Here is a 24,093-nt window from a genome sequence, read left to right as displayed (position 1 = left end):
GATTCGTGAGACAATGCCGCGGAACTGCCCGAATAATCAGAGACAGTTTTGGGACAATTCTGGCAAACTGTACTGGTACAAGGGATAGTACAGATGATTTCGACGGGCCTTCTGCGCAGCCTCGAAGCTGTAGAAGCTGCTTACGCAAGCGGAGAAATCGAGCGTGGCGATGAAAACGCTACCGCCGACAGGACGCCGCTCGTTGAAAAGGTGATGGGCATTATTCGCGGACGCATTACGGCGATGAGCCTTGCGCCGGGTGCGCGACTGCCTTCCATCCGTCGCCTCGCCGAAGCGATGAATGTCTCGAAATCCACTGTCGTTGAAGCCTATGACAGGCTGGTGGCGGAAGGCATAATTCAGTCGCGCCGCGGTGCCGGTTTCTATGTTTCGGAGCGCGCTCGCCAGCCATTTTCGCTGGCCATCAACACACCGCACAAGGAGCGCCAGATCGATCCTTTCTGGGTCATGCGACAGTCACTTGAGGCAGACGACACCGCACTTAAACCGGGGTGCGGATGGCTACCCGACACGTGGCTTCCACAGGAAGCGATCCGCCGGGCGATGCGCGCGGTTGCTCGCGACGAGGGGAGCAATATTGCCACCTATGGCGAACCGCTCGGTTTCCGGCCCCTGCGCCAGCACCTTGCTCACCGACTCGGTGAACAAGGCATCGACGTTTCGAGCGGAGAAATATTGCTGGCCGATTCCGGCACGCAGGCCATCGACCTGATCTGCCGTTATCTGTTGCAACCGGGCGATACGGTTCTGGTCGATGATCCCTGCTACTTCAACTTTCAGGCCGTGCTTCTGACACACCGTGTAAAACTGATCGGTGTGCCCTATACCCATACCGGCCCGGACCTCGAAGCCTTTGCGAAAGCAGCCAGCGAACACGCGCCGAAACTCTATATATCCAATGCCGGATTGCATAACCCGACCGGCGGTTCGATGACGCCAGCCACGGCCCACCGGCTGCTGAAGCTCGCCGAAGCGCATGGCGTCACGCTGGTCGAAGATAATATCTTCGGCGACTTCCACCCCTCGCCTACCCCGCTTCTTGCCGAACTGGACGGGTTCGACCGCGTCCTGCATGTTGGCAGTTTCTCCAAGACGCTGTCCGCCGCAGCCCGCGTCGGCTATATCGCCGGACGTCGCGACTGGATCGACGGGCTGACCGACCTGAAGCTCGCCACCAGCTTCGGGGGCAATGTGTTGTCGCAACAGATTGTGCATGCGCTCTTGACCGATGGTGCCTACCGCCGCCACGTGGACAGCCTGCGCGCCAAACTGGCCGATGCGATGACACTCATCGCCAGCCGCCTGAAGGCAGAGGGCCTCACGCTGTGGACCGAGCCGCAAGGCGGCATGTTTCTATGGGCCGAATTGCCCGCTGGGCTGGACTCCGGCCAGATTGCGCGGCATGCTCTGGACAAAGGCGTCGTGCTTGCGCCCGGCAACGTCTTCAGCCCGTCACATACGGCCAGCCGTTTCCTGCGCTTCAACGTTGCGCAATCGCTGGAGCCGTACATTTTCGCTGTGCTGCGCGATGCGATGAGAGACGCGCGCACCAAAACCGACAGCTGAAAAACTCCCTCAACATTAGCACTCCCGTATCGAAAACAATTTCAAGCAAAAGAGACACAGTCATCTAGACGGCTGCGGTTATACTCCTGCGACATGTCTTTGGAGGAGACATCGCGCATTTCGTCGTCAGTTGGGTGTCGAAAGACATGCCGTCATGACGATCCAGCGCAGGGAGAACGGAGAGAGCAGGCTCGCGATATGTTCGCGCCTGCTGGGAGGGAGTAGCATTGAATACGCACCAGTCCGGGGCGGATACGCTTTCGCGTCCCGAAGATGAAAAACTATCTGTCGCTGCCAATCTGGCATATGGTTTTCAGCATGTGCTGACCATGTATGGGGGCATCGTGGCAGTTCCGCTGATCATCGGTCAGGCGGCTGGTCTCAGCCCAACCGAAATCGGCCTCTTGATCACCGCATCGCTTTTTGCCGGTGGCGTTGCCACCGTCCTGCAAACCGTCGGCATACCTTTTTTCGGCTGCCAGCTGCCTCTGGTCCAGGGCGTCTCTTTTTCGGGCGTCGCCACCATGGTGGCCATCGTCACATCGAGCCAGACCGGTGAAGCCGGCTTGCAGGTCGTGCTGGGAGCCGTCATTGCGGCAGCCGTCATCGGCCTTATCATCACGCCGATATTCTCACGCATCACGCGTTTCTTTCCGCCGCTCGTCACCGGTATCGTCATCACCACCATCGGCCTGACGCTGATGCCTGTTGCGGCGCGCTGGGCAATGGGCGGAGACAGCAACAGCCCCGAATTCGGCAGCATGGCCAATATCGGTCTTGCCGGCCTCACACTGGTCATCGTGCTCATTCTCAGCAAGATGGGCAATGCCACGATTTCGCGACTTTCGATCCTGCTCGCGATGGTCATTGGAACCTTTATCGCCTGGGCGCTCGGCATGACCGATTTTTCGCGGGTGAGCGAAGGTTCAATGGTGGCGCTGCCGGAAATCTTCCACTTCGGCATGCCGATATTCAGCCTCGCCGCAACGCTCTCTATGTTCATTGTGATCATGGTCACGCTCGTCGAGACTTCCGCCGATATTCTGGCGGTCGGTGAAATCCTCGGTACGAAAGTGGATTCGCGACGTCTCGCCAACGGCCTGCGCGCGGATATGCTTTCAAGCATCCTGTCGCCGGTTGTCGGTTCCTTTACGCAAAGCGCCTTCGCACAGAATGTCGGCCTTGTCGCTGTGACAGGCGTGAAGAGCCGTTATGTCGTGGCAACTGGCGGGCTGATCCTCATCACGCTCGGCCTCCTGCCGGTGATGGGTCGGGTGATTGCCTGCGTTCCTCCGGCAGTTCTGGGTGGAGCGGGTATCGTCCTGTTCGGCACGGTGGCTGCAAGCGGCATCCGCACACTCGCCAAAGTGGACTACGAGAACAATATCAATCTCATTATCGTGGCAACCTCGATCGGCTTCGGTATGATCCCGATCGCCGCACCCCAGTTCTATCATAACTTTCCGACCTGGTTTGAAACCATCTTCCACTCCGGCATCAGCTCGGCAGCGTTGATGGCCATTGCGCTCAACCTGATGTTCAATGAAATCAAATTGGGCAACAGCAACCAGATGTCAGTCTTCGCGGAAGGTACGGAACGCATCATCCGCCATCACAACATCTCGGAGCTGCATGACGGAGATTATTTCCTGAACGGCAAGCTCTACGATGCCAAGGGCAATGAAGTCAGGGTCGTTGCTGCTGCCGCCGCACACTGAGACGATTATCTCAGGACACGGATCACGGTTCGGTCCGTCAGATGAGGCAATAGGCGCGCCATGTCGGCGCGCCTCAATGCTATGCAGCCTTCTGTGGGCGTATAGCCGGGTCTGGCAAGGTGAAAGAAGATTGCACTGCCGCATCCGCGACGGCGCGGCGCAATATTCCAGTCCATGACAATGCAGACATCATAAAGATCATCACGCCGCCACATATCCTCGTGGCTTGCCGCATAAGGCAGCCTTACCGGGCGGTTGTAATTGGCGTCAGACGATGCATCGCACCAGCCATCCAGACGGCGGATGCGCCCGAGCGGCAACCGCGATGACGGCAGCATACCCTTGTCGCCGCGCCGGTATCCATAGAGCAGCCGCATGGTTGCCAGAGGCGTTGCTCCGTCACCTTCGCGCTTGAAAGCGCTGATTCCCCCCTTGCCAAGAGCGCATTCCAGCACCAGATTGCCGGCAACAAGCAAACCGCGAGTCTTGTGGCCCGGTTTGGCCCGCACATCGATAATGCCAATTCCCCGGCTAATTTCGTATCTGGCCAAGCCCCCGCCTCCGTGTCATGCATGTTTCAAACCGTTGTCGGCGAGAGCAAAAATCTCTTTCGCGTTTCGCCGCTTCAACTTGTCTCCATTAAATGTCATAAAACACCAAGAGCCATTTAAATCAAAGAGTAACGAGGACAGGCATGACAGGCCGTACGATACTGATTGTGGACGATGACGAAGATCTCCGTTCTATCCTCGTCGAACAGCTGGAGCTGTGCGAAGAATTCCAGATTTTGCAGGAAGACAATGCCACCAAGGGCATCCAGACTGCACGAAACGGCATTGTAGACCTCCTGATCATGGATGTCGGCCTGCCGGATATGGATGGACGTGAAGCCGTAAAATTGCTGCGCAAGGGTGGTTTCAAGGCACCGATCATCATGCTCACCGGCCACGATACGGAATCGGATACGATCCTCGGCCTCGAATCGGGCGCCAATGATTATGTCACCAAGCCGTTCAAATTCGCAGTGCTTCTGGCGCGCGTGCGCGCGCAGCTGCGTCAGCACGAGCAGAGCGAGGATGCGACCTTCATCGTCGGCCCTTATACGTTCAAGCCCGGCCAGAAACTCCTCATCGACGAGAAGGGCAGCAAGATTCGCCTCACCGAAAAGGAAGCGGCGATCATCAAGTATCTCTATCGCGCCGGCGACAAGGTTATCGGCCGCGATGTGCTTCTTGAAGAAGTATGGGGTTATAATTCAGGTGTGACCACGCATACGCTGGAAACCCACGTCTATCGTCTGCGCCAGAAAATCGAAAAAGATCCGTCCAATGCGGCGCTTCTGGTCACAGAAAGCGGGGGATACAAGCTTGTCCCATGATGGACAGCGCCCGATGCAGGTGTATTGACGACCCATGGCGCTTGATGACGATATTCGCATTCTCGGCACGGTAGGCCTGTTCGAGTCTTTTACGCCCGAACAGTTGCGGTTGCTTGCTTTCGGTGCGGAACGTCTCGTTCTCAGGGCCGGGCGTGAGCTTTTCCGTGAAGAGCAAAGTGCCGACTGCGCCTATATCGTCGTATCGGGCAATATCACCCTGTTTCATGAACAAGACGAAGGGCGGATTGCGATCCGCCCTGTCGGCCCTGGCGCCATGATTGGCGAAATGGCGTTGATCGCACAGACATCGCGTCTTACCGGTGCAGTCGCCGAAGCGGAAACCGAGGTTATCCGCATCAGCCGCGCAATCTTCCGCCGCATTCTGGAAGAATATCCCGAAGTTGCGGCGGCACTCCATGCGCATGTCAGTCGCAATCTGCTGGAACTGATCGGCGAAATCGAAAAAGTCGCACCGCGCCTGAATGGCGATTGACCCTTTTTAGAGTTCAATCACCCTTTCTATTCCGATGGCATTGAGAAAAGCCTGATCGTGGCTCACGATGATCAATGCGCCTTCATAGGCATTGAGAGCAGTTTCCAGCGCCTCGATGGAATCCAGGTCGAGATGATTGGTCGGTTCATCAAGGATCAGAAGTTCGGGAAACTCTGTTCCACCCAGAACGCAGGCAAGTGCCGCCCGCAACAATTCGCCTCCACTGAGACTGCTGGCAAGCCGTGAAGCCCCCTCGCCGCGAAACGAAAAACGCGCCAGTGCTGCACGGGCATCATTGTCGTTCGACCCCGGATTGAGACGCCGATAATTTTCATAAAGGGTCTGGCCGCGATCCATCAGGCTCATCCGCTGGTCAAACATCACCATGCGCTCCGGGCGCATGACGGTTCCGGCCAAAGGTTGAAGCTCCCCCGTAATCAGCCGCAACAGGCTGGTCTTGCCTGCGCCATTCGGCCCTGCGACAACCACACGCTCGGCTCCCACGATCTTCAATGACAGGTCGCGGATCACCGGGTAGTCGGCTTGCGGCCCGCCCGAGACATTTCGCATATCGAGCATGACGCGACCGGAAGGCGGAACCGCACCAGCCACATTGAAATGCATCGGCCTTACTCGCTCGACTTTTGCTTCCGCCTCCTGCAACTGCTCGTTGGCCCGGCTAGACTGGCGTTCCGCCAGTGCATCGCCCCGGCCCTTCGACTGCTGCGCACGGTCCTCCCGGGCATCGAGCAGCATTTTGCTCATCCCTGCATCGGCGCGCGATTTGCGACCGCGTGCATCGCTGCGCGCCTGTCTTTCGGCTGCAGCCTGTGCCTTCCGCTCCACCTGCTTGACTTCACGCTGTGCCGTTACGAGATCGCGCACCGCCGTCGCGCGCTCTTCGGTCTTTTTTGCGTGATAGAAGTCCCAGTTGCCGCCGTAGAGCCGAAGCCCGTCCGGAGATAATTCCGCTATCGCATCCATGGACTGCAACAGTTCGCGGTCATGGCTGACCACCACGGCTGCGCCGCGCCAGGCGGTCAGCAAATCGACAACTGCCAAACGACCGGCACGATCGAGATTATTGGTCGGTTCGTCCAACAGAATGAGATCAGGTTTGCGGAAGATGAGTGCTGCAAGCGCCGCGCGTGTCTGCTGGCCACCGCTCAAGGCCGAAAGGGGTGTGTCGGGAGCCATATCAGGCAAACCAAGCCGCTGCAGCACGTCGGCAAAACGCTGTGGCAGAAGCCAATCGGCCTCATTGAGATCGCTGTCACTGGCCAAGCCCTGTTCGACACGTGCCAAAATGTCGAAGTCTGTGCGCGCATCGAAAAGATCAGCCAGCGTCTCGGAACCATCGCCGCCGACGTTCTGCCGCAACACACCGATGGTCCCGTTTACGGTCACATTTCCGCTTGTCGGAAGCATCGCGCTACTCATCACGTGCAGCAGCGTCGATTTCCCGACGCCATTGCGTCCGACCAGACCGATGCGACCTACGGTTATGCTGAAATTGATGGATTCGAAGAGAGTACGGCCATCAGCCGTAACGCAGGAAACATCCTGAAGTGTAAGAAGAGCAGACATCGCGAACCATGGAAACGTTGAAAACACTGGTCATTTGAAACAGTGCAATCCGATCCATCGTTCTTCTCTCCTCTTCTAAACCGGCTCTTATATAGGCCTTACGATCCGATCAATCCAGATCGAATGTCGCAATGACTGGCACATGGTCCGATGGGCGGTCCCAACCGCGCGCATCGCGAAGGATTTGCAGACCCTGCATATACCCTTCAAGATCGGCAGAACCCCAGACGTGATCCAGCCTGCGGCCACGATCCGATTCGGCCCAATCTTTGGCGCGATAGCTCCACCAGGTGAAGATTTTCTGGTCCGCCGGAATAAGCTGTCGCATCAGGTCGCTCCAGCCACCCTTCACACGCAAATCTTCCAGCGTTTCGGTTTCGATCGGCGTATGGCTGACGATCTTGAGCAACTGCTTGTGCGACCAGACGTCGTTTTCGAGCGGAGCAATGTTGAGATCACCAACGAGAACGGAAGAATGTCCGTCTTTCCGGTCGGCGACGATAGCGCGCATTTCTTCGAGAAAAGCCAGCTTATGCGCGAATTTCGGATTGATTACCGGGTCCGGCTCATCACCGCCCGCAGGAACGTAAAAGTTATGAATACGGAGCTTCTTACCGCCCGCCTCGACGACAGCGCTCAAATGGCGGCAATCGCCCATGTCGCAGAAACCGATCTTTTCCACGCCCGTCAGATGACGGCGTGATATCGTAGCGACACCATGATAGCCCTTCTGACCGCTGATCGCGATGTGTTCATAGCCGAGAGCCCGGAACCCTTTCGACGGAAACAGATTATCGGGGCACTTCGTTTCCTGAAGGCACAGAACATCCGGCTGATAATCGCGCAGAAACTGTTCGACCAGCGGCATACGCAGACGAACGGAATTGATGTTCCAGGTAGCAACGGAAAAGGCCATGAAGATAGGACTCGCAGCAACGAAAAAGATGCCGCGAACCTAATCATTTATCCGGCAAATGCAAACGGCTTGCCTATCACAAACTGACGATTACTGACCTTTGCGCTTCATTGCGATGCGCTGATAGTCGATCTTGAACATATCGTCGGTGAAACGCACGCCGCTGCGCACGTTGAAGATCATGACAGTGGTATCGAGCTTCTGGGCATCGGTGATGGTCCACTGCTTCAGCTCGTACGATTTAGGGTCGAACATCATGGTGATTTTCGAATCGCCAAAGATCGACTTGTCGCCCAACACCAGCGTGGTCATATCCGGCTCCTGCTTCACATTCTGAAGACGGCCCCCACCCAGATCAATCCGATCTGCCAGCAGCAGCTTCAAGGGCGTCTTCGAAAGCGGATAGAGATCCCATGTATCGAGCTTGCGATTGTTGATGACGACCGATTCGCCATCCGAAATCACCCGGATTGGAGAATTATTGTAGTTGAAGCGAATCTTGCCCGGACGCTCGATATAGAAAGTGCCGCCCGTCTGTTCGCCCTTCGGGCCGAACTGCACGAACTCGCCGGTCATTGTACGTACCGATGAAAAATGATCGGCGATCTGCTGTGCCGCCGCACCGCCGCCTGCCCCCTGCGCCATCGCGGCGACCGGAGCCAGAACCAGCGACGTCATGCCAAGCCCAAGCGCTCCCATTCCCAGCACGGCGGCAAGGCGACCAGCTTTCGCGAAGGCGGAGAAACGGGAGAACATCATCGACAAACTTTCTCTTTTCATCATTCTGTTTAACTACGCCGCCAGTTGGGCGCGAGTATGGCCATCAGAAATCATCGTCGCCAGTGGGAACCAAAATTTCACGCTTGCCCGCATGGTTGGCCGGACCGACAATGCCCTCCTCTTCCATGCGTTCGATGATTGAGGCAGCCCGATTATAACCAATACCGAGACGGCGCTGGATGTAGGAAGTCGAAGCCTTCTTGTCACGCAACACCACGGCCACGGCCTGATCGTAAGGATCGTCGGAATCCTCCAAATTGCCGGTTCCAGCCGGACCGCTGCCACCTTCGTCGTCTTCGTCATCCTCGGTGATGGCGTCGAGATATTCCGGCACGCCCTGAAGCTTCAGATGCTGCACGATGCGTTCCACCTCGTCGTCACCGACGAAAGGCCCGTGCACGCGCTGGATGCGGCCACCGCCAGCCATGAAGAGCATATCACCCTGACCGAGAAGCTGCTCGGCGCCCTGCTCGCCCAGAATGGTTCGGCTATCGATCTTCGACGTCACCTGGAATGAAATGCGGGTCGGGAAGTTGGCCTTGATCGTTCCGGTGATGACGTCCACTGATGGGCGCTGGGTGGCCATGATGACATGAATACCCGCCGCACGGGCCATCTGCGCCAGACGCTGCACCGCACCTTCGATATCCTTGCCGGCAACCATCATCAGGTCGGCCATTTCGTCGATAATCACGACGATATATGGCATCGGCTCCAGATCGAGCTCCTCCGTCTCGTAAATCGCCTCGCCGGTATTGCGGTCAAAGCCGGTCTGGACCGTACGTGCAATCGGCTCGCCCTTTTTCTGCGCAAGGCCGACGCGCTGATTAAAGCCGTCAATATTGCGCACACCGACCTTCGACATCTTGCGATAACGGTCTTCCATTTCGCGCACGGTCCATTTGAGCGCGACCACGGCTTTCTTGGGATCGGTTACGACAGGCGTCAGCAGATGCGGAATGCCGTCATAGACGGAGAGTTCCAGCATCTTCGGGTCGATCATGATCAGGCGGCATTCCTGCGGCGTCATGCGATAAAGCAAGGACAGGATCATGGTGTTGATCGCCACCGACTTACCCGAACCGGTCGTACCGGCGACGAGAACGTGCGGCATCTTCGCGATATCGGCGATCACCGGCTCGCCATTGATGGTCTTGCCGAGCGCAAGCGCCAGTTTCGCCTTCGACTGTTCGAAGTCGCGACTTGCCAGCATCTCGCGCAGATAAACCATCTCACGCTTCGGGTTCGGCAGTTCGATGCCGATGGCGTTACGCCCCGGAATGACGGCCACGCGTGCTGCAATCGCGCTCATCGAGCGGGCGATATCGTCGGCAAGACCGATGACGCGCGAGGACTTGATTCCCGGTGCGGGCTCCAGTTCGTAAAGTGTCACCACCGGACCAGGCTTCACATTGATGATTTCACCACGCACGCCGAAATCTTCCAGCACACCTTCCAACAGACGGGCGTTCTGTTCCAGCGCATCCTTGGAAAGCGCCGGATCGCGCTGGACGAGCTTCGGTTCGGCAAGGAAATGCAGCGATGGCATTTCAAACACGCCATTGTCCTTGAGGAAGGATGGCTGCGCCTCACGCTGGGCGCGTGCACCGGGTTTCGGCGACGGAGCGGCCTGTTCCACGCGAGCCTTTCGGCTACGCGGCGGCGGCGCATCGTGCCATTCCTGACCGGCGAGCGGCGCGCCGTCATCCATATCGTCCATATCGAAAGGCGGTTCGTCATCAGCAGCCGCTGGCGCTCCGAAACCGGGTTCGCGGCGCGGCGCATTGCGTGTTTCGGCGTTGCGGCGCACAACGCGCATATTGTCGAAATCTTCCGCGCGCGGGCGACAACGGCCAAGCCCCGTCAGGCGCTTGAAGTTCGCGGTCGTGGTCAGTGCCAGATGGGTGAGTGCACCCATAAGCTGGAAACCACCACCGGCTGATGTTTCATCGTCCTCGTCATCTACTGCGAAATCATCCTCCTCAGCGCCACGGCGGCCCGAGGGCTGTGCAGGATTGACGATCCCCACACCGCGCCCAATGATACCGCTGGCGAAAAGGCAGAGCCAGAAGGCCGGTACGGCGAGGATAAGCGCAATGCCTGAAGCGATCGCGCCTTGCGGGAAACTGCCAAGAAAAAGACCCGGGAACTTCAGGATCATGTCGCCGAAGACGCCACCGAGACCAATCGGCATCGGCCAGCTTTCCGGCACGGCGAAGCAGCTGGCGATGGCTGCAAACAGGAGTGCAGCGCCGAGCCACGCGAAACTGCGCTTGGCTACGCGGCCAATGCCGCCGCGTGTCATCATCAGCAGCGACCAGACGGCGAGCGGAAGCAGAGCGGGAACACTCGCCAGACCGAAAAACTGCATGGCAATGTCAGAGAACACTGCGCCCGGATAACCCAGCGCATTCGTTACCGGATTGTCGGTCGCATGGCTGAAGCTCGGATCGGCAACATTCCAAGTCGCCAATGCGCCGACCGCCATGCCGGTGAGCGCCAGAAGCCCCAATCCGAACAGGATATAGAACTGCCTGCGGAAGAGATTGGCCAGTTTCAGCCTGTCTTCCGTAATCCGCTCGTCACGCAGCGGGTATGAGGGCGAATATCCTTGCCGCATATAGCCTGTCCCGAACCGAAAATATTTGCTGGCCCCTGAGCGGAAATGCTCCGGGCACATTGAATCGGTCCGATCCTAGTCGCAGGGTGGTTAATTCCTCATTAACCATGCATCAGGCCGCAGATAAATCCTGTCGACAAAATGAAAAAGGCGCGGTTTTCCGCGCCTTTTTCCTCTTGAGACAATCCCGCTCTATTGAACGGATTCGCCGTGCAAAGCGATGTCGAGGCCCTCGATCTCGGCCTGTTTGCTGGGGCGCAGACCCATGACGGCCTTGACCACGTAAAGAATGATCGCGGTGGCGATCGCCGTATAGACAATCGTGATGGCAGCACCGAAGAACTGCTTGCCGATGGTTGCACCTTCACTGGCCGGGTTGATCGCCGCATCGGCGAAGAGACCGGTCAGCACCGCACCGACGAAGCCGCCGACACCATGGACTCCGAACGCATCGAGCGAATCGTCATAACCGAGCGCATGCTTGATCTTTACAGCCGCCACATAGCAGACCGCACCAGCCACGATGCCGATGATGAGCGCACCCATGGGGTTGACGAAACCGGCGGCAGGCGTAACGGCAACAAGGCCGGCAACGGCGCCTGAAATGATACCGAGCACGCTCGGCTTGCCTGCAATCGCCCATTCCACAAACATCCAGGCCAGAGCTGCACCGGCAGTCGCAACCTGCGTATTGAGCATGGCGACGCCAGCAAGTGCATTGGCACCGACAGCGGAACCGGCATTGAAGCCGAACCAGCCAACCCACAGAAGGGCAGCACCAATGACCGAAAGGACAAGATTATGCGGCGCCATGTTGGTGTGGCCGTAACCATCGCGCTTGCCGATGATGAGAGCCGCAACCAGACCGGCCACACCGGCATTGATATGGACGACCGTGCCGCCAGCAAAATCAAGCACGCCATCCGACGCCATGAAGCCGCCGCCCCAGACCCAATGCGCGACCGGGATATAGACGATAAACAGCCAGAGGGTCAGGAAGACAAGCATGGAGGAAAACTTCATGCGTTCGGCAAACGAACCGGCGATAAGTGCGGGCGTGATCACCGCAAAAGTCATCTGGAAGGTGATAAACACATATTCGGGGATCGTTCCCGTCAGCGATTCCATCGTGACGCCGGAGAAAAAGGCCTTGGAAAGACCGCCAATATAAGAGTTGAGCGATCCACCATCGGTAAAGGCCAGCGAATAGCCTGCAACCATCCACAGAATGGACATGAGACAAGTAATGGCGAAGCTCTGCATCACCGTGGAGAGCACGTTCTTCTTGCGCACCATGCCGCCATAGAACAGTGCGAGACCCGGTATAGTCATCATCAACACAAGCGCGGTTGAAGTCAGCATCCACGCCGTATCGCCCGTATCGAGGGTTGGTGTCGGTGCGGCGTCCTGTGCCAATGCCGTCCCGGCCATGGCGACGAGCGCAGGCAGGGTAGCCAGAAGGGCCGTTTGCTTGTTTCTTCCTGTTATGAGCATCGAATTTCTCCGTCGAAGGGCGGCTTCAAACGCGGCTGCGCTGGAAAGACCGGTTCAAACAGAGAGAAACAAAAATCGTGCCAGTTGGCCCTGGCTGGCAAATTAACTGCAAATTTTCTGATATTCGGTGCGCCGGATGCGGAAATTCCGGGCCATGGAAGAGGTGGTGCCGCTACGATTTCGAACCGAATGACGCCGTAAGTGATTCATTCGATTCGGTTTTTGCACCACGGGCATTCCGCTAATCAGTAGCGAAATGCCTTATTTTTAATCGACTGATTGATGTGCGATTAAAACTTAATCACTTCTTTTTGTCATGGACACGGATCAACCCTTCCTGCGCAACCGATGCGATCAGCACGCCATCACGTGTATAAAGCGCCCCCCGGTTGAAACCGCGCGCGCCGGAGGCGCTGGGAGTGTCCTGCGTGTAGAGCAACCAGTCATCAAGCCTGCATGGCCGGTGAAACCACATGGCATGGTCGAGGCTTGCAACCTGCAGATCACGGTCGAAAATGGTGCGGCCATGCGGATGCAGGGACGTATCGAGCAGCGTCATATCGGAGAGATAGGCGAGAATGGCGGCCTGCAATGCCCGGTCATCCGGCACGATACCGCGCGCTCTGACCCAAACATGCTGGACAGGCTCAAGCTTCTCGCGCGAGAAATAATGGGTCAGCGAGACAGGCTTGATTTCGATAGGTCGCTCCCGCTCCCAGTATTTGCGCACATTGGGCGGCGCCATATGGAGATACTGCTCCTTGATGTCGCGATCGCCGACAAGCTGCTCAGGCATCGGTAGTCCTTCCGGCATGGGAAGCTGGTGATCGAGCCCACCCTCATCCACCTGAAACGAAGCCGAAAGGGAAAAAATGGCCTTGCCATGCTGCTTTGCCAGAACGCGCCGTGTGCTGAAGCTCGATCCGTCGCGGATACGGTCCACCTCATAGACAATCGGGATCGCTGGATCGCCTGGCCGCACGAAATAGGCATGCAGGGAGTGGACATGTCGCTCGGGCTCAACCGTGCGCTGCGCTGCGATCAGCGCCTGCCCAATCACCTGCCCGCCGAAAACCCGCTGCCAGCCGACCTGTGGACTGTTGCCGCGGAACAGATCCACCTCAAGAGTTTCCAGATCGAGGATGGAAAGAAGCTCACGCATTGCGTCAGTTTGAGCGTCAGCGGACTTTTCTTGATCGGTCATGGACAGCCTGTCTCCTGCAACCATATATATGCTTTGGGTTCTTGTTTGAGCCGGAGCATTGGAACCTGTCAAGAACCGTGCGCGAGAAGCTGTATCGGCAGAGGCCCGGATACCTCGCTTCGGCAGCTCGCGTTCCGACATGCACCGCGGCAAAATATCGGGTTCCTTGGACAACGATATATGCCAAAACACCGCTAGAGCGGTTCCAGTCAAACCAGAATCGTGGAACCGCACTATCTCTTTGTTTCTAAGCATTTGCCTGGCGCAAAACCGCTTCGCACTTTTGCTGGAAATGCTATCGTGAGATAGATTCTCGAAAGGAAGTGACAATGGCCGCCCGGAAGAAGCAGGAAGCAGCACGCAATAACGATGTGGTGATTGCAGGCGGCGGCTATGTCGGGCTCGTCACGGCAGTTGCGATCAAATCAGCGGCACCGCATCTTTCCGTTACTGTCATCGACGGTGCACCGGCTGGTGCCTGGAAGAACGACCCGCGCGCTTCCTCGATTGCCGCGGCTGCATCACGTATGCTTGACCAGCTCGGCTGCTGGCAGGAAATCCTTCCCGAAGCCCAGCCCATCACGGAAATGGTCATCACCGATTCGCGCACTTCCGATCCCGTGCGCCCGGTTTTTCTCACTTTCGAAGGTGAAGTCGAACCCGGCGAACCCTTTGCCCATATGGTGGAAAACCGTGTCCTCAACACCGCCCTCCATAATAAGGCCGAAGCGCTCGGAATTGTCTTCCTCGAAGCCACCAGTGTAGAGAATTTCAACACGCTCCCTGAAGGAGTAACCGTCACCCTCTCCAATGGGGATACGCTTGAAACGCGCCTGCTGATCGCCGCAGATGGTGCGCGCTCCCGCCTGCGTGATCTTGCTGGCATCAAGACGGTCAACTGGGATTACGGCCAGTCCGGCATCGTGTGCAATGTCGCCCATGAACTGCCGCATGGCGGCCGGGCTGATGAGCATTTTCTTCCAGCCGGTCCATTTGCGATCCTTCCGTTGAAGGGTAATCGCAGTTCACTGGTCTGGACCGAGCGCACATCGGATGCCGAACGCCTCATTCGCGAAGACGACTTCGTATTCGAGGCTGAACTGGAACAGCGCTTCGGGCATCGTCTGGGTGCCCTGCATGTCGAAGGCCCGCGCCGCGCCTTCCCGCTCGGCCTGACGCTGGCACGTGAATTCGTGAAGCCACGTTTCGTGCTGGTGGGCGATGCGGCGCACCGTATCCATCCCATTGCCGGTCAGGGCCTCAATCTTGGCTTCCGGGATGCCGCCGCAATTGCCGAAGTCGTGGTCGAAACGGATCGCCTCGGCCTCGACATCGGTTCATTTGCCGCTCTGGAGCGTTATCAGTCCTGGCGTCGCTTCGATACCGTGCAGATGGGTGTGACGACGGACATCCTGACCAAGCTTTTCTCCAACGACAACCCGGCCATCCGCTCTATCCGCGATATTGGTCTGGGGCTCGTAGACCGGGTACCGGCGCTGAAATCCTTCTTCATCAAGCAGGCCGCCGGTCTTTCAGGCGACACGCCGCGCTTGTTGAAGGGACAGGCTATCTGAATTCTCGCCAAGTTCTGGTTGATTGCTGGAAGCCGTGGTCAAGCGCCCTATATCGGTAGCGGAAATCCCAACCGAGAGGAGAGCTTCCCATGGACAGAAAAGCAACCGCCGTCTGGCAAGGCACGCTGAAGGAAGGCAAAGGCACCCTCAACACGCAAAGCGGTGCACTGAAAGACCTGCCTTACGATTTCAAAGCTCGTTTTCAGGACGAAAGCGGTCGCTCCGGCACCAATCCGGAAGAACTTCTGGGTGCTGCTCACGCAGGCTGCTTTGCCATGCAGCTTTCCGCACTCCTGACGGAACATGGAACACCACCGGAAAAGCTGGAAGCAACTGCGGCAGTCACTGTCGGCCCCGCAGCTGGCGGTGGCTTTGAGATCAGCCGCAGCGCGCTCACGCTCAATGCCTCTATTCCCGGCATTTCGGTCGAGGATTTCGAAGCGCTCGCCAACAAAGCCAAGCAGTCCTGCCCTCTCTCGAAAGCACTGGGCGCCATTGAGGTTACGCTGGACGCAAAGCTGGTCTGAAAAATCTCAAGACGCGGAAATGATGAGCGGGCGCAAGCCCGCTTTTTTATTCGGGCAGGTGGCAAACAGCCTCGATATTGTGCCCATCCGGATCCGTCACGAAAGCAGCGTAATAATCAGGATGGTAATCGGCACGCAAGCCGGGTTTGCCGTTGTCGGCCCCCCCGGCAGCAATTGCCGCTTCATAAAAGCGGTCAACCTCGGAGCGGGTTCCAGCCGAAAAAGCCACATGAAGCACGCCATCGAGCTTCGCGCCCTTCTGCTTGCCGATCCAGAATTCCGGCTTGCCATTGCGGCCATACCCCACCCAGTCGCCGAACTCCATGGCCCGACTTATGCCAAGGGGAGCGAGTGCCGCATCATAGAAAGCTCGCGACTTGGGCATGCTGGAAATGTTGAAACCAATATGATCGAGCATGATTGCCCTGTCTCCGATGGATCTATTCTCCAATGAGATATCGGCGCGGCTACAAAGATCAAGCCTTCTGCGATGGCAACCAGAGCTCAGATCAATAAAAAGGGGAAGGTTTGCACCTTCCCCTCATTCAAACCGATAATGATGCCGCGATTACACGCGGCGCTCGACCATCATCTTCTTGATTTCGGCAATCGCCTTGGCAGGGTTCAAGCCCTTCGGGCAGGTCTGCGCACAATTCATGATCGTATGGCAGCGATAGAGCCGGAACGGGTCCTCGAGATTATCGAGGCGTTCGCCCTTGGCTTCGTCGCGGCTATCGATCAGCCAGCGATAGGCCTGAAGCAGCACGGCAGGGCCGAGATAACGGTCGCCGTTCCACCAGTAGCTCGGGCACGAGGTCGAGCAGCAGGCGCACAGAATGCACTCGTAGAGACCGTCGAGCTTCTGACGGTCCTCATGGCTCTGCAGCCATTCCTTCTGCGGCTCCGGCGAAACCGTCTTGAGCCATGGCTCGATGGAACGATGCTGGGCGTAGAAATTGGTGAGGTCCGGCACAAGATCCTTCACCACCGGCATATGCGGCAGCGGGTAAACCTTGATGGCACCCTTGATGTCGTCCATGCCCTTGGTGCAGGCAAGCGTGTTTGCGCCGTCGATATTCATGGCGCAGGAACCGCAAATGCCTTCACGGCACGAACGGCGCAGCGTCAGGGTCGGGTCAATCTTGTTCTTGATATAGAGCAGACCGTCCAGAACCATCGGACCGCAATCGTCGCGATCGACATAATAGGTGTCGATGCTCGGATTGGCGTCGTCGTCCGGCGACCAGCGATAGATACGGAATTCGGTAACCCGCTTCGCACCGTCGGGGCGCGGCCAGGTCTTGCCCTCTTGCGGGCGCGAATTCTTGGGAAGTGCGAGTTCAACCATTGCTCTTTCCCTTGATTAGTAAACGCGCTTCTTCGGCGCAATCTTGGCGAGGCTGATGCCGCCTTCCTCTTCCGTCGTCAACGGATCGAGGTGGACAGGACGGTAGTCAAGCTTGACCTTGCCATCCGGCGACAGCCAGGACAGGGTGTGCTTGCGCCACACGGCATCGTTGCGATCCGGGAAATCCTCATGCGCATGGGCACCGCGGCTTTCCTGGCGCGCTTCGGCGGAAACAACCGTCGTCAGCGCATTCGCCATCAGGTTTTCCAGCTCAAGCGTTTCGACGAGATCGGAGTTCCAGATCATCGAACGGTCGGTAACCTTGATGTCCGGCAGTTCATGCCAGAGCTTTTCCATGCGCTCGACGCCTTGCTTGAGCGATTCCGACGTACGGAATACGGCGGCATCTTCCTGCATGGTACGCTGCATCTTCTCGCGCAGTTCTGCGGTCGGCTGGGAGCCGTTGGCAAAACGCAGACGATCGAAGCGCTCCATGATCTTGTCGCAGGCGGTAACGTCGAGGTCCGGAATCTTCGACTTGCGATCAATGACCTGCCCGGCGCGGATTGCAGCCGCACGGCCAAACACGACCAGATCGATCAGCGAGTTGGAGCCGAGACGGTTTGCGCCGTGCACCGAAGCGCAGCCCGCTTCGCCGACAGCCATCAGGCCCGGCTGTACGCGGTCTGGATCAGCCTCGGTCGGGTTCAACACTTCGCCCCAGTAATTGGTCGGAATGCCACCCATATTGTAGTGAACCGTCGGGAGAACCGGGATCGGTTCCTTGGTCACATCGACGCCTGCGAAAATCTTGGCCGATTCCGAAATACCCGGCAGGCGTTCATGCAGAACAGCCGGATCGAGATGGTCAAGATGCAGGAAGATGTGATCCTTGGCCTTGCCGACGCCACGGCCAGCACGGATTTCCATGGTCATGCAGCGCGAGACAACGTCACGCGAGGCAAGGTCCTTGGCCGAAGGGGCATAGCGCTCCATGAAGCGCTCGCCTTCGGAATTGACCAGATAACCGCCTTCGCCGCGCGCACCTTCGGTGATGAGGCAGCCTGCGCCATAGATGCCAGTTGGATGGAACTGTACGAATTCCATGTCCTGCAGTGGCAGGCCGGCACGTGCAACCATGCCGCCACCATCGCCGGTGCAGGTATGGGCAGAGGTTGCCGAGAAATAGGCACGGCCATAACCGCCTGTCGCCAAAACCACCATCTTGGCCGAGAAGCGATGGATCGTGCCGTCATCAAGGTTCCACGCCACGACGCCGGTGCAGACACCGTCAGTCATGATGAGATCGAGCGCGAAATATTCGATGAAGAACTGCGCGTTGTTCTTGAGCGACTGGCCATAGAGCGTATGCAGGATAGCGTGGCCGGTACGGTCGGCAGCAGCACAGGTGCGCTGGACCGGAGGACCGTCGCCAAAATTCTGCATGTGGCCGCCGAACGGGCGCTGATAAATCTTGCCTTCTTCCGTACGCGAGAAAGGCACACCGTAGTGTTCCAGTTCGTAGACGGCGGCAGGCGCTTCACGCGCCAGATATTCCATCGCATCGGTGTCGCCGAGCCAGTCCGATCCCTTGACGGTATCGTACATGTGCCACTGCCAGCTGTCCGGGCCCATATTCTTGAGCGAAGCGGCGATGCCACCCTGCGCTGCGACCGTATGCGAACGGGTCGGGAAAACCTTGGTGATGCAAGCCGTCTTCAGGCCTTGCTCGGCCATGCCGAGCGTTGCGCGTAGGCCCGCGCCGCCAGCTCCGACCACCACCACGTCGAACTTGTGATCGACATAGGTATATTTGCTTGCCACGGCAGCATCGGCCGCGTTGTTTACTGCACTAGCCATCGGGCTATCAACCTCCGAAGCTCAGCTTGAGAATCGCAAAAATGCAGGCGAAGCCGACCACCGCCGTAAAGAAGGTGTTCAACATCACCAGCACGACCTTCATGCCTTCGCCATGCACATAATCTTCGATAATGACCTGCATACCCAGGCGCATGTGATAAACGCCAGTCAGAACGAACAGCGCCATCACGATTGCCGTGAAGGGATGCGACAGGGCAGCCCGGACTTCCGCATAGCTTGCGCCATTGAGCGAAATGACCAGACCGATGAAAAACATGACCAGCGGCACAAGAGCGGCGGCGCTCAAGCGCTGATACCAGAAATGACCGGTGCCTTCCTTGGCTGATCCCAGACCCCGAACCTTGCCGAGCGGGGTGCGCATATCATTGTTCATACCGTTCATGAAACCAGCTCCCCTTAGCGCACCGAATAGGCAACGACCCAGACGAGGATCGTGGCGATGACGGAGAAAACGACGGTCGCCCAGGCGATCTTCGAAGCTGTGTGCTTTTCAAGACCAGCGCCCGTATCCCAGATCAGGTGACGAACGCCACCGGCCAGATGGTGCAGAAGCGCCCAGGTATAGCCGAACAGGATCAGGCGACCGATCCAGGACGAGAACAATGCGTTGACGAAATTGAAGCACTCTTCGCTGACCGCAGCCGAAATCAGCCAGGCTGCCAGCAACAGGGTGCCGAAGTAAAGTGCGCCGCCCGTGATGCGATGGACGATGGACATCGTCATCGTAATGACCGGCTTGTAGATGGACAGGTGCGGCGACAAAGGACGCTGGCGCGTTACAGTCGGTTGTGTCATGGCTCTGTAGGCTTCCCTGACGTTTCTCTCCGGCCACACCCCGCTGACGAAGATCAGCGAAGCAGCCAGGTTGCGGGTTCTCCCGAACCCCAGTTCGACGTCGTCCAAAGCACATGGAACCGGACTTTACGATCCCGCGCCGGTACGACCCAATAAAATATGGCTGGACCGTGGCGTACGGCCCTATGTGGCGCTTTCTACTGCGCTTTTACCATCACGTCAAAGAAGCTTTTTCACGAAAAGACTAACAATTGGTCGCACCTGGGCGACACATTCGCGTGATTGCGGCATTCAAACGATTGAAGACCGCAATCGGCAAAAACATGTGTAATTTCATCAACTTTTGGGAAATCGATCAACTGCCGAATCGAATCACATAGCTCGACCAGTCCGCAGCCGTAGCAATCTGTTCATAGAGCTTGCGCCCGTCTTCCGGCACGCGCGGCGCATTAAGCACCAGCTTGGACCAGCTGCGCTCTTCCGCCTTGTCGGCAAGCACGTCGATCAGCGCCTTGGCTATGCCCTTTCCGCGATGATCGTGATGCACATAGATATGGTCCACCTGCCCTGCACGCAGACCCGTCACGGGTTCGGGCAGATCGTAGAAGATCACGAAGCCGACCAGATTTCCGTCGACCCTGGCCCCCAGAGTTTCAGCGGCGCGATCCTGAAGCAGGTGTTCGGCATAAAAATCGTCGGGGCGGCGTGGAGCGCCGCGCTTCAGCGCCTGCGCATAGCTTGCCAGCAGCGGCGCGAATTCATGGGCATCACGCAGATGGAGGAGCGCAATATCGACGGCATGATCTTTGGTCATTGGACGTTCCTTGGCGTTTCCAGCTCTTCCGCCTGCGACCTGCGAAGCAGTAGCGCACGAGAAGACCGGTTCGATTTTAGCCAGCACGGATGACAAAGGTAAAGAAAGAGTTAAGATAGTCCTCATTCTCTTTGGGATCATGCACGATGAGGCTCGATCAACGATGGCAAACTGCAAACGGCTGATACTTGGTCTGGTTGTCGTCTGCGCCCTTGCGCTGACCGGTCCCGCGCTTGCCGAAGAAGCGATGCGCTCCGTCGATGCGTCGGGAAACCTTGTCGTCCAGATGCCGGATAATGGCGCCAAGATCATCCGGGTCGGCGCGGCGCAGAAGCCAGTTTTGCCTTCGCCGCAACGCATGAAGGTGATTACCGCGCCGCGGGATCGCACGGTTGCCTATATCGTCGCCAAGCCCAACGGCAATTGCGAGAGCGCTGTCGTGCTGCGCGGGCGCTCTTTCATGTATGGGATCGACCGCGGGGAAACACCGGTCCTCGACCATGCGGGCTGCGGCTATCAATAGGATTCGTTCAACGCCCGGCCTTTGAGCGGAACTCCACAACGTTTTCGTCCACCAATATCGGCAGAGCGCTGCGGACGCAGTTGCGCCCGCCCTTCTTCGCTTCATAAAGCGCCCCGTCGGCCCGCTTGTAGAGATCGGAAAACACATCGTCGAATTCCATTTCCGCGATACCGAAGCTCACGGTGAATTCAATCCCGCCGTTCCTGCCCGGAATATGGATATCGCGACAGACAAGCCGGGTCTTGTCCGCAAATCTCCATGCGGACTGGATCGTATTGCCCGGCAGAATGATCGCGAATTCCTCGCCGCCAATACGCGCGGCAATCCCACCCTTGGCATTGGCTGCCTTGCGCAATTCGGCAGAGAAAGCGGCGATGACGCGATCTCCCAGCGCATGACCATGTGTATCGTTGATTGCCTTGAAGTGATCGATGTCGCACAGAACAAGCGACAGAGCCTGCCGCATACGTTTCGACTTTTCAATTGCGGCTTCGGCACGAAACTCGAAGCCGCGCCGGTTGAGCAACGTCGATAGCTGGTCCGTTTCCGAGCGGATCAACATATTGGCGATCAGCTCCCGCATCAGGCTCAAGAGCAGAAGCAGCCCGCCTGCGACGGAAAGAGCAGCACCGATTGACTGCGAGAACATTGCATAGGTCGTATCGATATAATCAGCCGGTTCAGCACCCGCGCCTCCCGACAGCACGGCGATGACCGGCTTGAACAGGAAGTGGACGGCACTGATACCAAACAGTATCGCCATCAAGGTATCGATACCGTTGCGTTCCACCCGCAGGATCAGCCACACTGCCAGAAGGAGTACGAGGAAATAGGGCGCCTGATAAAGCAGCATGCCGATCATCTGGCTGCGGGCAATGTCATATATGCTGTAGACCGCGGCGAGAGATGCAATGGTCAGCAGACCGAGCGCAATCCACGGCACCGGTCGGGCATACATCCGCGCCAGACCGACGACCAGACAGGACAATGTCAGGTAATAGGTCGAAAAGGCGAGCATATAGCCGAGGCGGGGATTGGGAATGGAAGGCATGGCAAGCTCTGTCAGGAAATAGAGCATTGCGAAAATAAAGCCGAAGGCGAAGACAGGCGCGGCCGCATTATCCCGCGCATAAACGGCAATGCCGAGAAATGCGAAAGCAAACAGACCGGAAACGGTCATGTTGATCAGGAGGATAAAGTCGGCTCCATTCATCGATGCTCTTCCCCGTGCTGGCTGTCAAAGGCTCCCAGACGCCAGCCACCCCATTCCTCCTTACAATCAAAGCGTGAAAAAGCTGCTAATATACAGCCAAAGAAAAACCGCCGGGATGAGCCGGCGGTTTGATCTTTCCAGAAGCGCTTCAAAAACGCTTCGTCAGGAGTGAAACCTCAGTTCCACTCGCGAATGTCGACGAAATGTCCGGCAATTGCCGCAGCGGCAGCCATGGCTGGCGACACGAGATGGGTGCGGCCCTTGAAACCCTGACGGCCTTCAAAATTGCGGTTCGAGGTCGAAGCGCAACGTTCACCCGGCTTAAGGCGGTCGTCGTTCATGGCAAGGCACATGGAACAACCCGGTTCGCGCCAATCGAAACCGGCTTCGATGAAGATCTTGTCGAGGCCTTCAGCTTCCGCCTGTTCCTTCACGAGACCCGAGCCCGGCACGATCATGGCGTTGACGCCAGCCGCAACCTTCTTGCCAGCGGCCATGCGTGCCGCATCGCGCAGATCTTCGATACGACCATTGGTGCAGGAACCGATGAAGACGCGATCGATCTTGATGTCGGTCATCTTGGTGCCCGGCTTCAGGCCCATATAGTCCAGAGCACGCCACTTGGATGCACGCTTGGTCTCGTCCTTGATCTCATCCGGGTTCGGAACGATGTCCGTGACGAAGACCACGTCTTCCGGTGAGGAACCCCAGGAAACGACCGGCGAAATCTTAGCGGCATCCAGTTCGACGATCTTGTCGAAATGTGCACCCTCATCCGAATGCAGCGTCTTCCAGTACGAAATCGCCTGTTCCAGCGCTTCGCCCTTCGGCGCGCGTGGCTTGTCCTGCACATAGGCAAAGGTCGTTTCGTCCGGTGCGATCAGACCAGCGCGCGCACCGCCTTCAATCGACATGTTGCAGACCGTCATGCGGCCTTCCATCGACAACGAGCGAATAGCGCTACCGGCATATTCGATCACATAACCGGTGCCGCCCGCAGTGCCGATTTCGCCGATGATGGCAAGCGTGATGTCCTTGGCGGTGACGCCGGGAGCCAGTTCGCCCTCAACACGCACGAGCATGTTCTTGGCTTTCTTCTGGATCAGCGTCTGGGTAGCCAGAACGTGTTCTACCTCGGAGGTGCCGATACCATGCGCCAGCGAACCGAAAGCGCCATGCGTGGAGGTGTGGCTGTCGCCGCAGACAATGGTCATGCCCGGCAGGGTGAAGCCCTGCTCCGGCCCGACGATGTGCACGACACCCTGACGGCGATCACGCTCGGAATAATATTCAACGTTGAAATCCGCAGCATTCTTGGCCAGAGCTTCGACCTGAATGCGGCTTTCCTCGTTCTTGATACCGTTGATGCGGTCCGGTGAGGTCGGAACATTGTGATCGACCACGGCCAGCGTCTTTTCAGGATGACGCACCTTGCGGCCAGCCATGCGCAGGCCTTCAAAAGCCTGCGGACTCGTCACTTCGTGCACAAGATGGCGATCAATATAAAGGAGGCAGGTTCCGTCTTCCTGCTGATCCACTACATGGTCGTCCCAGATCTTGTCGTAAAGTGTACGCGGCGCGCTCATTGCGAGAGGTCCTTTGAATAGTTCTTAACTTTGGCTGTCATATGCACCCGCCATC

22 protein-coding genes are annotated in these 24,093 nt (G+C 57.7%); 7 read left to right on the top strand and 15 right to left on the bottom strand.

Translation table 11 applies throughout. From position 1 onward, the window contains the following. Positions 1-93: 93 nt before the first annotated feature. Positions 94-1,587: an aminotransferase-like domain-containing protein gene (locus OANT_RS05000; protein ID WP_012091154.1), complete on the top strand. Its 1,494-nt coding sequence runs from the start codon at positions 94-96 to the stop codon at positions 1,585-1,587. 227 nt (positions 1,588-1,814) lie between these two features. Next, positions 1,815-3,305 carry a nucleobase:cation symporter-2 family protein gene (locus OANT_RS04995; protein WP_012091153.1) on the top strand — a complete coding sequence of 497 codons (1,491 nt, stop codon included), beginning with the start codon at positions 1,815-1,817 and terminating at the stop codon, positions 3,303-3,305. 5 nt (positions 3,306-3,310) lie between these two features. Here the strand turns inward: OANT_RS04995 and OANT_RS04990 are convergent, their stop codons facing one another. Beyond that, complete coding sequence (locus OANT_RS04990) at positions 3,311-3,856, bottom strand: L,D-transpeptidase family protein (RefSeq protein WP_012091152.1); 546 nt, start codon at positions 3,854-3,856, stop codon at positions 3,311-3,313. A 143-nt stretch (positions 3,857-3,999) separates the two neighbouring features. Here OANT_RS04990 and optR point away from each other — a divergent pair, with 143 nt between their 5' ends. Next, entirely contained in the window at positions 4,000-4,683 is a 684-nt protein-coding gene (gene optR / locus OANT_RS04985; RefSeq protein ID WP_006467959.1) for a response regulator OptR, read from the top strand. A 34-nt stretch (positions 4,684-4,717) separates the two neighbouring features. Continuing rightward, complete coding sequence (locus OANT_RS04980; RefSeq protein WP_012091151.1) at positions 4,718-5,176, top strand: cyclic nucleotide-binding domain-containing protein; 459 nt, start codon at positions 4,718-4,720, stop codon at positions 5,174-5,176. A 6-nt stretch (positions 5,177-5,182) separates the two neighbouring features. Here the strand turns inward: OANT_RS04980 and OANT_RS04975 are convergent, their stop codons facing one another. The 6 genes from OANT_RS04975 to tesB all read right to left on the bottom strand — a co-directional run bounded on the left by OANT_RS04975 (position 5,183) and on the right by tesB (position 13,777). Beyond that, positions 5,183-6,763 carry an ABC-F family ATP-binding cassette domain-containing protein gene (locus OANT_RS04975; protein ID WP_012091150.1) on the bottom strand — a complete coding sequence of 527 codons (1,581 nt, stop codon included), beginning with the start codon at positions 6,761-6,763 and terminating at the stop codon, positions 5,183-5,185. A gap of 109 nt (positions 6,764-6,872) precedes the next feature. Then, the gene (locus OANT_RS04970) at positions 6,873-7,679 is read right to left on the bottom strand and encodes an exodeoxyribonuclease III (RefSeq protein WP_012091149.1); all 807 of its coding nucleotides are present in this window, start codon (positions 7,677-7,679) and stop codon (positions 6,873-6,875) included. Between the two features lie 90 nt (positions 7,680-7,769). Next, positions 7,770-8,438 (bottom strand): outer membrane lipoprotein carrier protein LolA, encoded by a 669-nt coding sequence (locus OANT_RS04965; protein ID WP_029375810.1) that lies wholly within the window; start codon positions 8,436-8,438, stop codon positions 7,770-7,772. Positions 8,439-8,502: 64 nt separating this feature from the next. Continuing rightward, positions 8,503-11,079, bottom strand: coding sequence for a DNA translocase FtsK (locus OANT_RS04960; RefSeq protein ID WP_012091147.1), 2,577 nt, complete (start codon positions 11,077-11,079; stop codon positions 8,503-8,505). A 192-nt stretch (positions 11,080-11,271) separates the two neighbouring features. Continuing rightward, positions 11,272-12,573, bottom strand: coding sequence for an ammonium transporter (locus tag OANT_RS04955; RefSeq protein WP_010657567.1), 1,302 nt, complete (start codon positions 12,571-12,573; stop codon positions 11,272-11,274). A 301-nt stretch (positions 12,574-12,874) separates the two neighbouring features. Then, complete coding sequence (tesB, locus tag OANT_RS04950; protein WP_012091146.1) at positions 12,875-13,777, bottom strand: acyl-CoA thioesterase II; 903 nt, start codon at positions 13,775-13,777, stop codon at positions 12,875-12,877. A 329-nt stretch (positions 13,778-14,106) separates the two neighbouring features. Between tesB and OANT_RS04945 the strand changes: the two genes are divergently transcribed. Next, on the top strand, positions 14,107-15,351 hold the full coding sequence (locus OANT_RS04945; RefSeq protein ID WP_012091145.1) for a ubiquinone biosynthesis hydroxylase: 1,245 nt from the start codon (positions 14,107-14,109) through the stop codon (positions 15,349-15,351). A gap of 89 nt (positions 15,352-15,440) precedes the next feature. Continuing rightward, positions 15,441-15,878, top strand: coding sequence for an OsmC family protein (locus tag OANT_RS04940; protein WP_010657570.1), 438 nt, complete (start codon positions 15,441-15,443; stop codon positions 15,876-15,878). Between the two features lie 46 nt (positions 15,879-15,924). Here the strand turns inward: OANT_RS04940 and OANT_RS04935 are convergent, their stop codons facing one another. From OANT_RS04935 to OANT_RS04910, 6 genes are all read right to left on the bottom strand, one after another. After that, positions 15,925-16,296: a VOC family protein gene (locus OANT_RS04935; RefSeq protein WP_012091144.1), complete on the bottom strand. Its 372-nt coding sequence runs from the start codon at positions 16,294-16,296 to the stop codon at positions 15,925-15,927. 150 nt (positions 16,297-16,446) lie between these two features. Continuing rightward, positions 16,447-17,226, bottom strand: coding sequence for a succinate dehydrogenase iron-sulfur subunit (locus OANT_RS04930; RefSeq protein WP_010657572.1), 780 nt, complete (start codon positions 17,224-17,226; stop codon positions 16,447-16,449). A gap of 15 nt (positions 17,227-17,241) precedes the next feature. Further along, positions 17,242-19,086, bottom strand: a complete 1,845-nt coding sequence (gene sdhA / locus OANT_RS04925) for a succinate dehydrogenase flavoprotein subunit (protein WP_012091143.1) — start codon at positions 19,084-19,086, stop codon at positions 17,242-17,244. A 7-nt stretch (positions 19,087-19,093) separates the two neighbouring features. Beyond that, positions 19,094-19,489: a succinate dehydrogenase, hydrophobic membrane anchor protein gene (gene sdhD, locus OANT_RS04920; protein WP_010657574.1), complete on the bottom strand. Its 396-nt coding sequence runs from the start codon at positions 19,487-19,489 to the stop codon at positions 19,094-19,096. Between the two features lie 14 nt (positions 19,490-19,503). Continuing rightward, complete coding sequence (sdhC, locus tag OANT_RS04915) at positions 19,504-19,902, bottom strand: succinate dehydrogenase, cytochrome b556 subunit (RefSeq protein ID WP_010657575.1); 399 nt, start codon at positions 19,900-19,902, stop codon at positions 19,504-19,506. 355 nt (positions 19,903-20,257) lie between these two features. Next, positions 20,258-20,716 (bottom strand): GNAT family N-acetyltransferase, encoded by a 459-nt coding sequence (locus OANT_RS04910; protein WP_010657576.1) that lies wholly within the window; start codon positions 20,714-20,716, stop codon positions 20,258-20,260. A 163-nt stretch (positions 20,717-20,879) separates the two neighbouring features. Between OANT_RS04910 and OANT_RS04905 the strand changes: the two genes are divergently transcribed. Further along, positions 20,880-21,239, top strand: a complete 360-nt coding sequence (locus tag OANT_RS04905) for a hypothetical protein (RefSeq protein ID WP_012091142.1) — start codon at positions 20,880-20,882, stop codon at positions 21,237-21,239. 7 nt (positions 21,240-21,246) lie between these two features. On the opposite strand, the gene OANT_RS04900 is transcribed toward OANT_RS04905, so the two are convergent. Beyond that, the gene (locus tag OANT_RS04900) at positions 21,247-22,452 is read right to left on the bottom strand and encodes a GGDEF domain-containing protein (RefSeq protein ID WP_012091141.1); all 1,206 of its coding nucleotides are present in this window, start codon (positions 22,450-22,452) and stop codon (positions 21,247-21,249) included. A 176-nt stretch (positions 22,453-22,628) separates the two neighbouring features. Next, a complete protein-coding gene (gene leuC / locus OANT_RS04895; RefSeq protein ID WP_010657579.1) occupies positions 22,629-24,038 on the bottom strand; it encodes a 3-isopropylmalate dehydratase large subunit in 1,410 nt (469 codons plus the stop codon). Positions 24,039-24,093 lie beyond the last annotated feature (55 nt).

This window comes from Brucella anthropi ATCC 49188, assembly GCF_000017405.1.
Lineage (GTDB): Bacteria > Pseudomonadota > Alphaproteobacteria > Rhizobiales > Rhizobiaceae > Brucella > Brucella anthropi.
The sequence above is the reverse complement of the archived record's forward strand: the minus strand, read 5'-3'. Positions and strand labels throughout refer to the sequence as shown.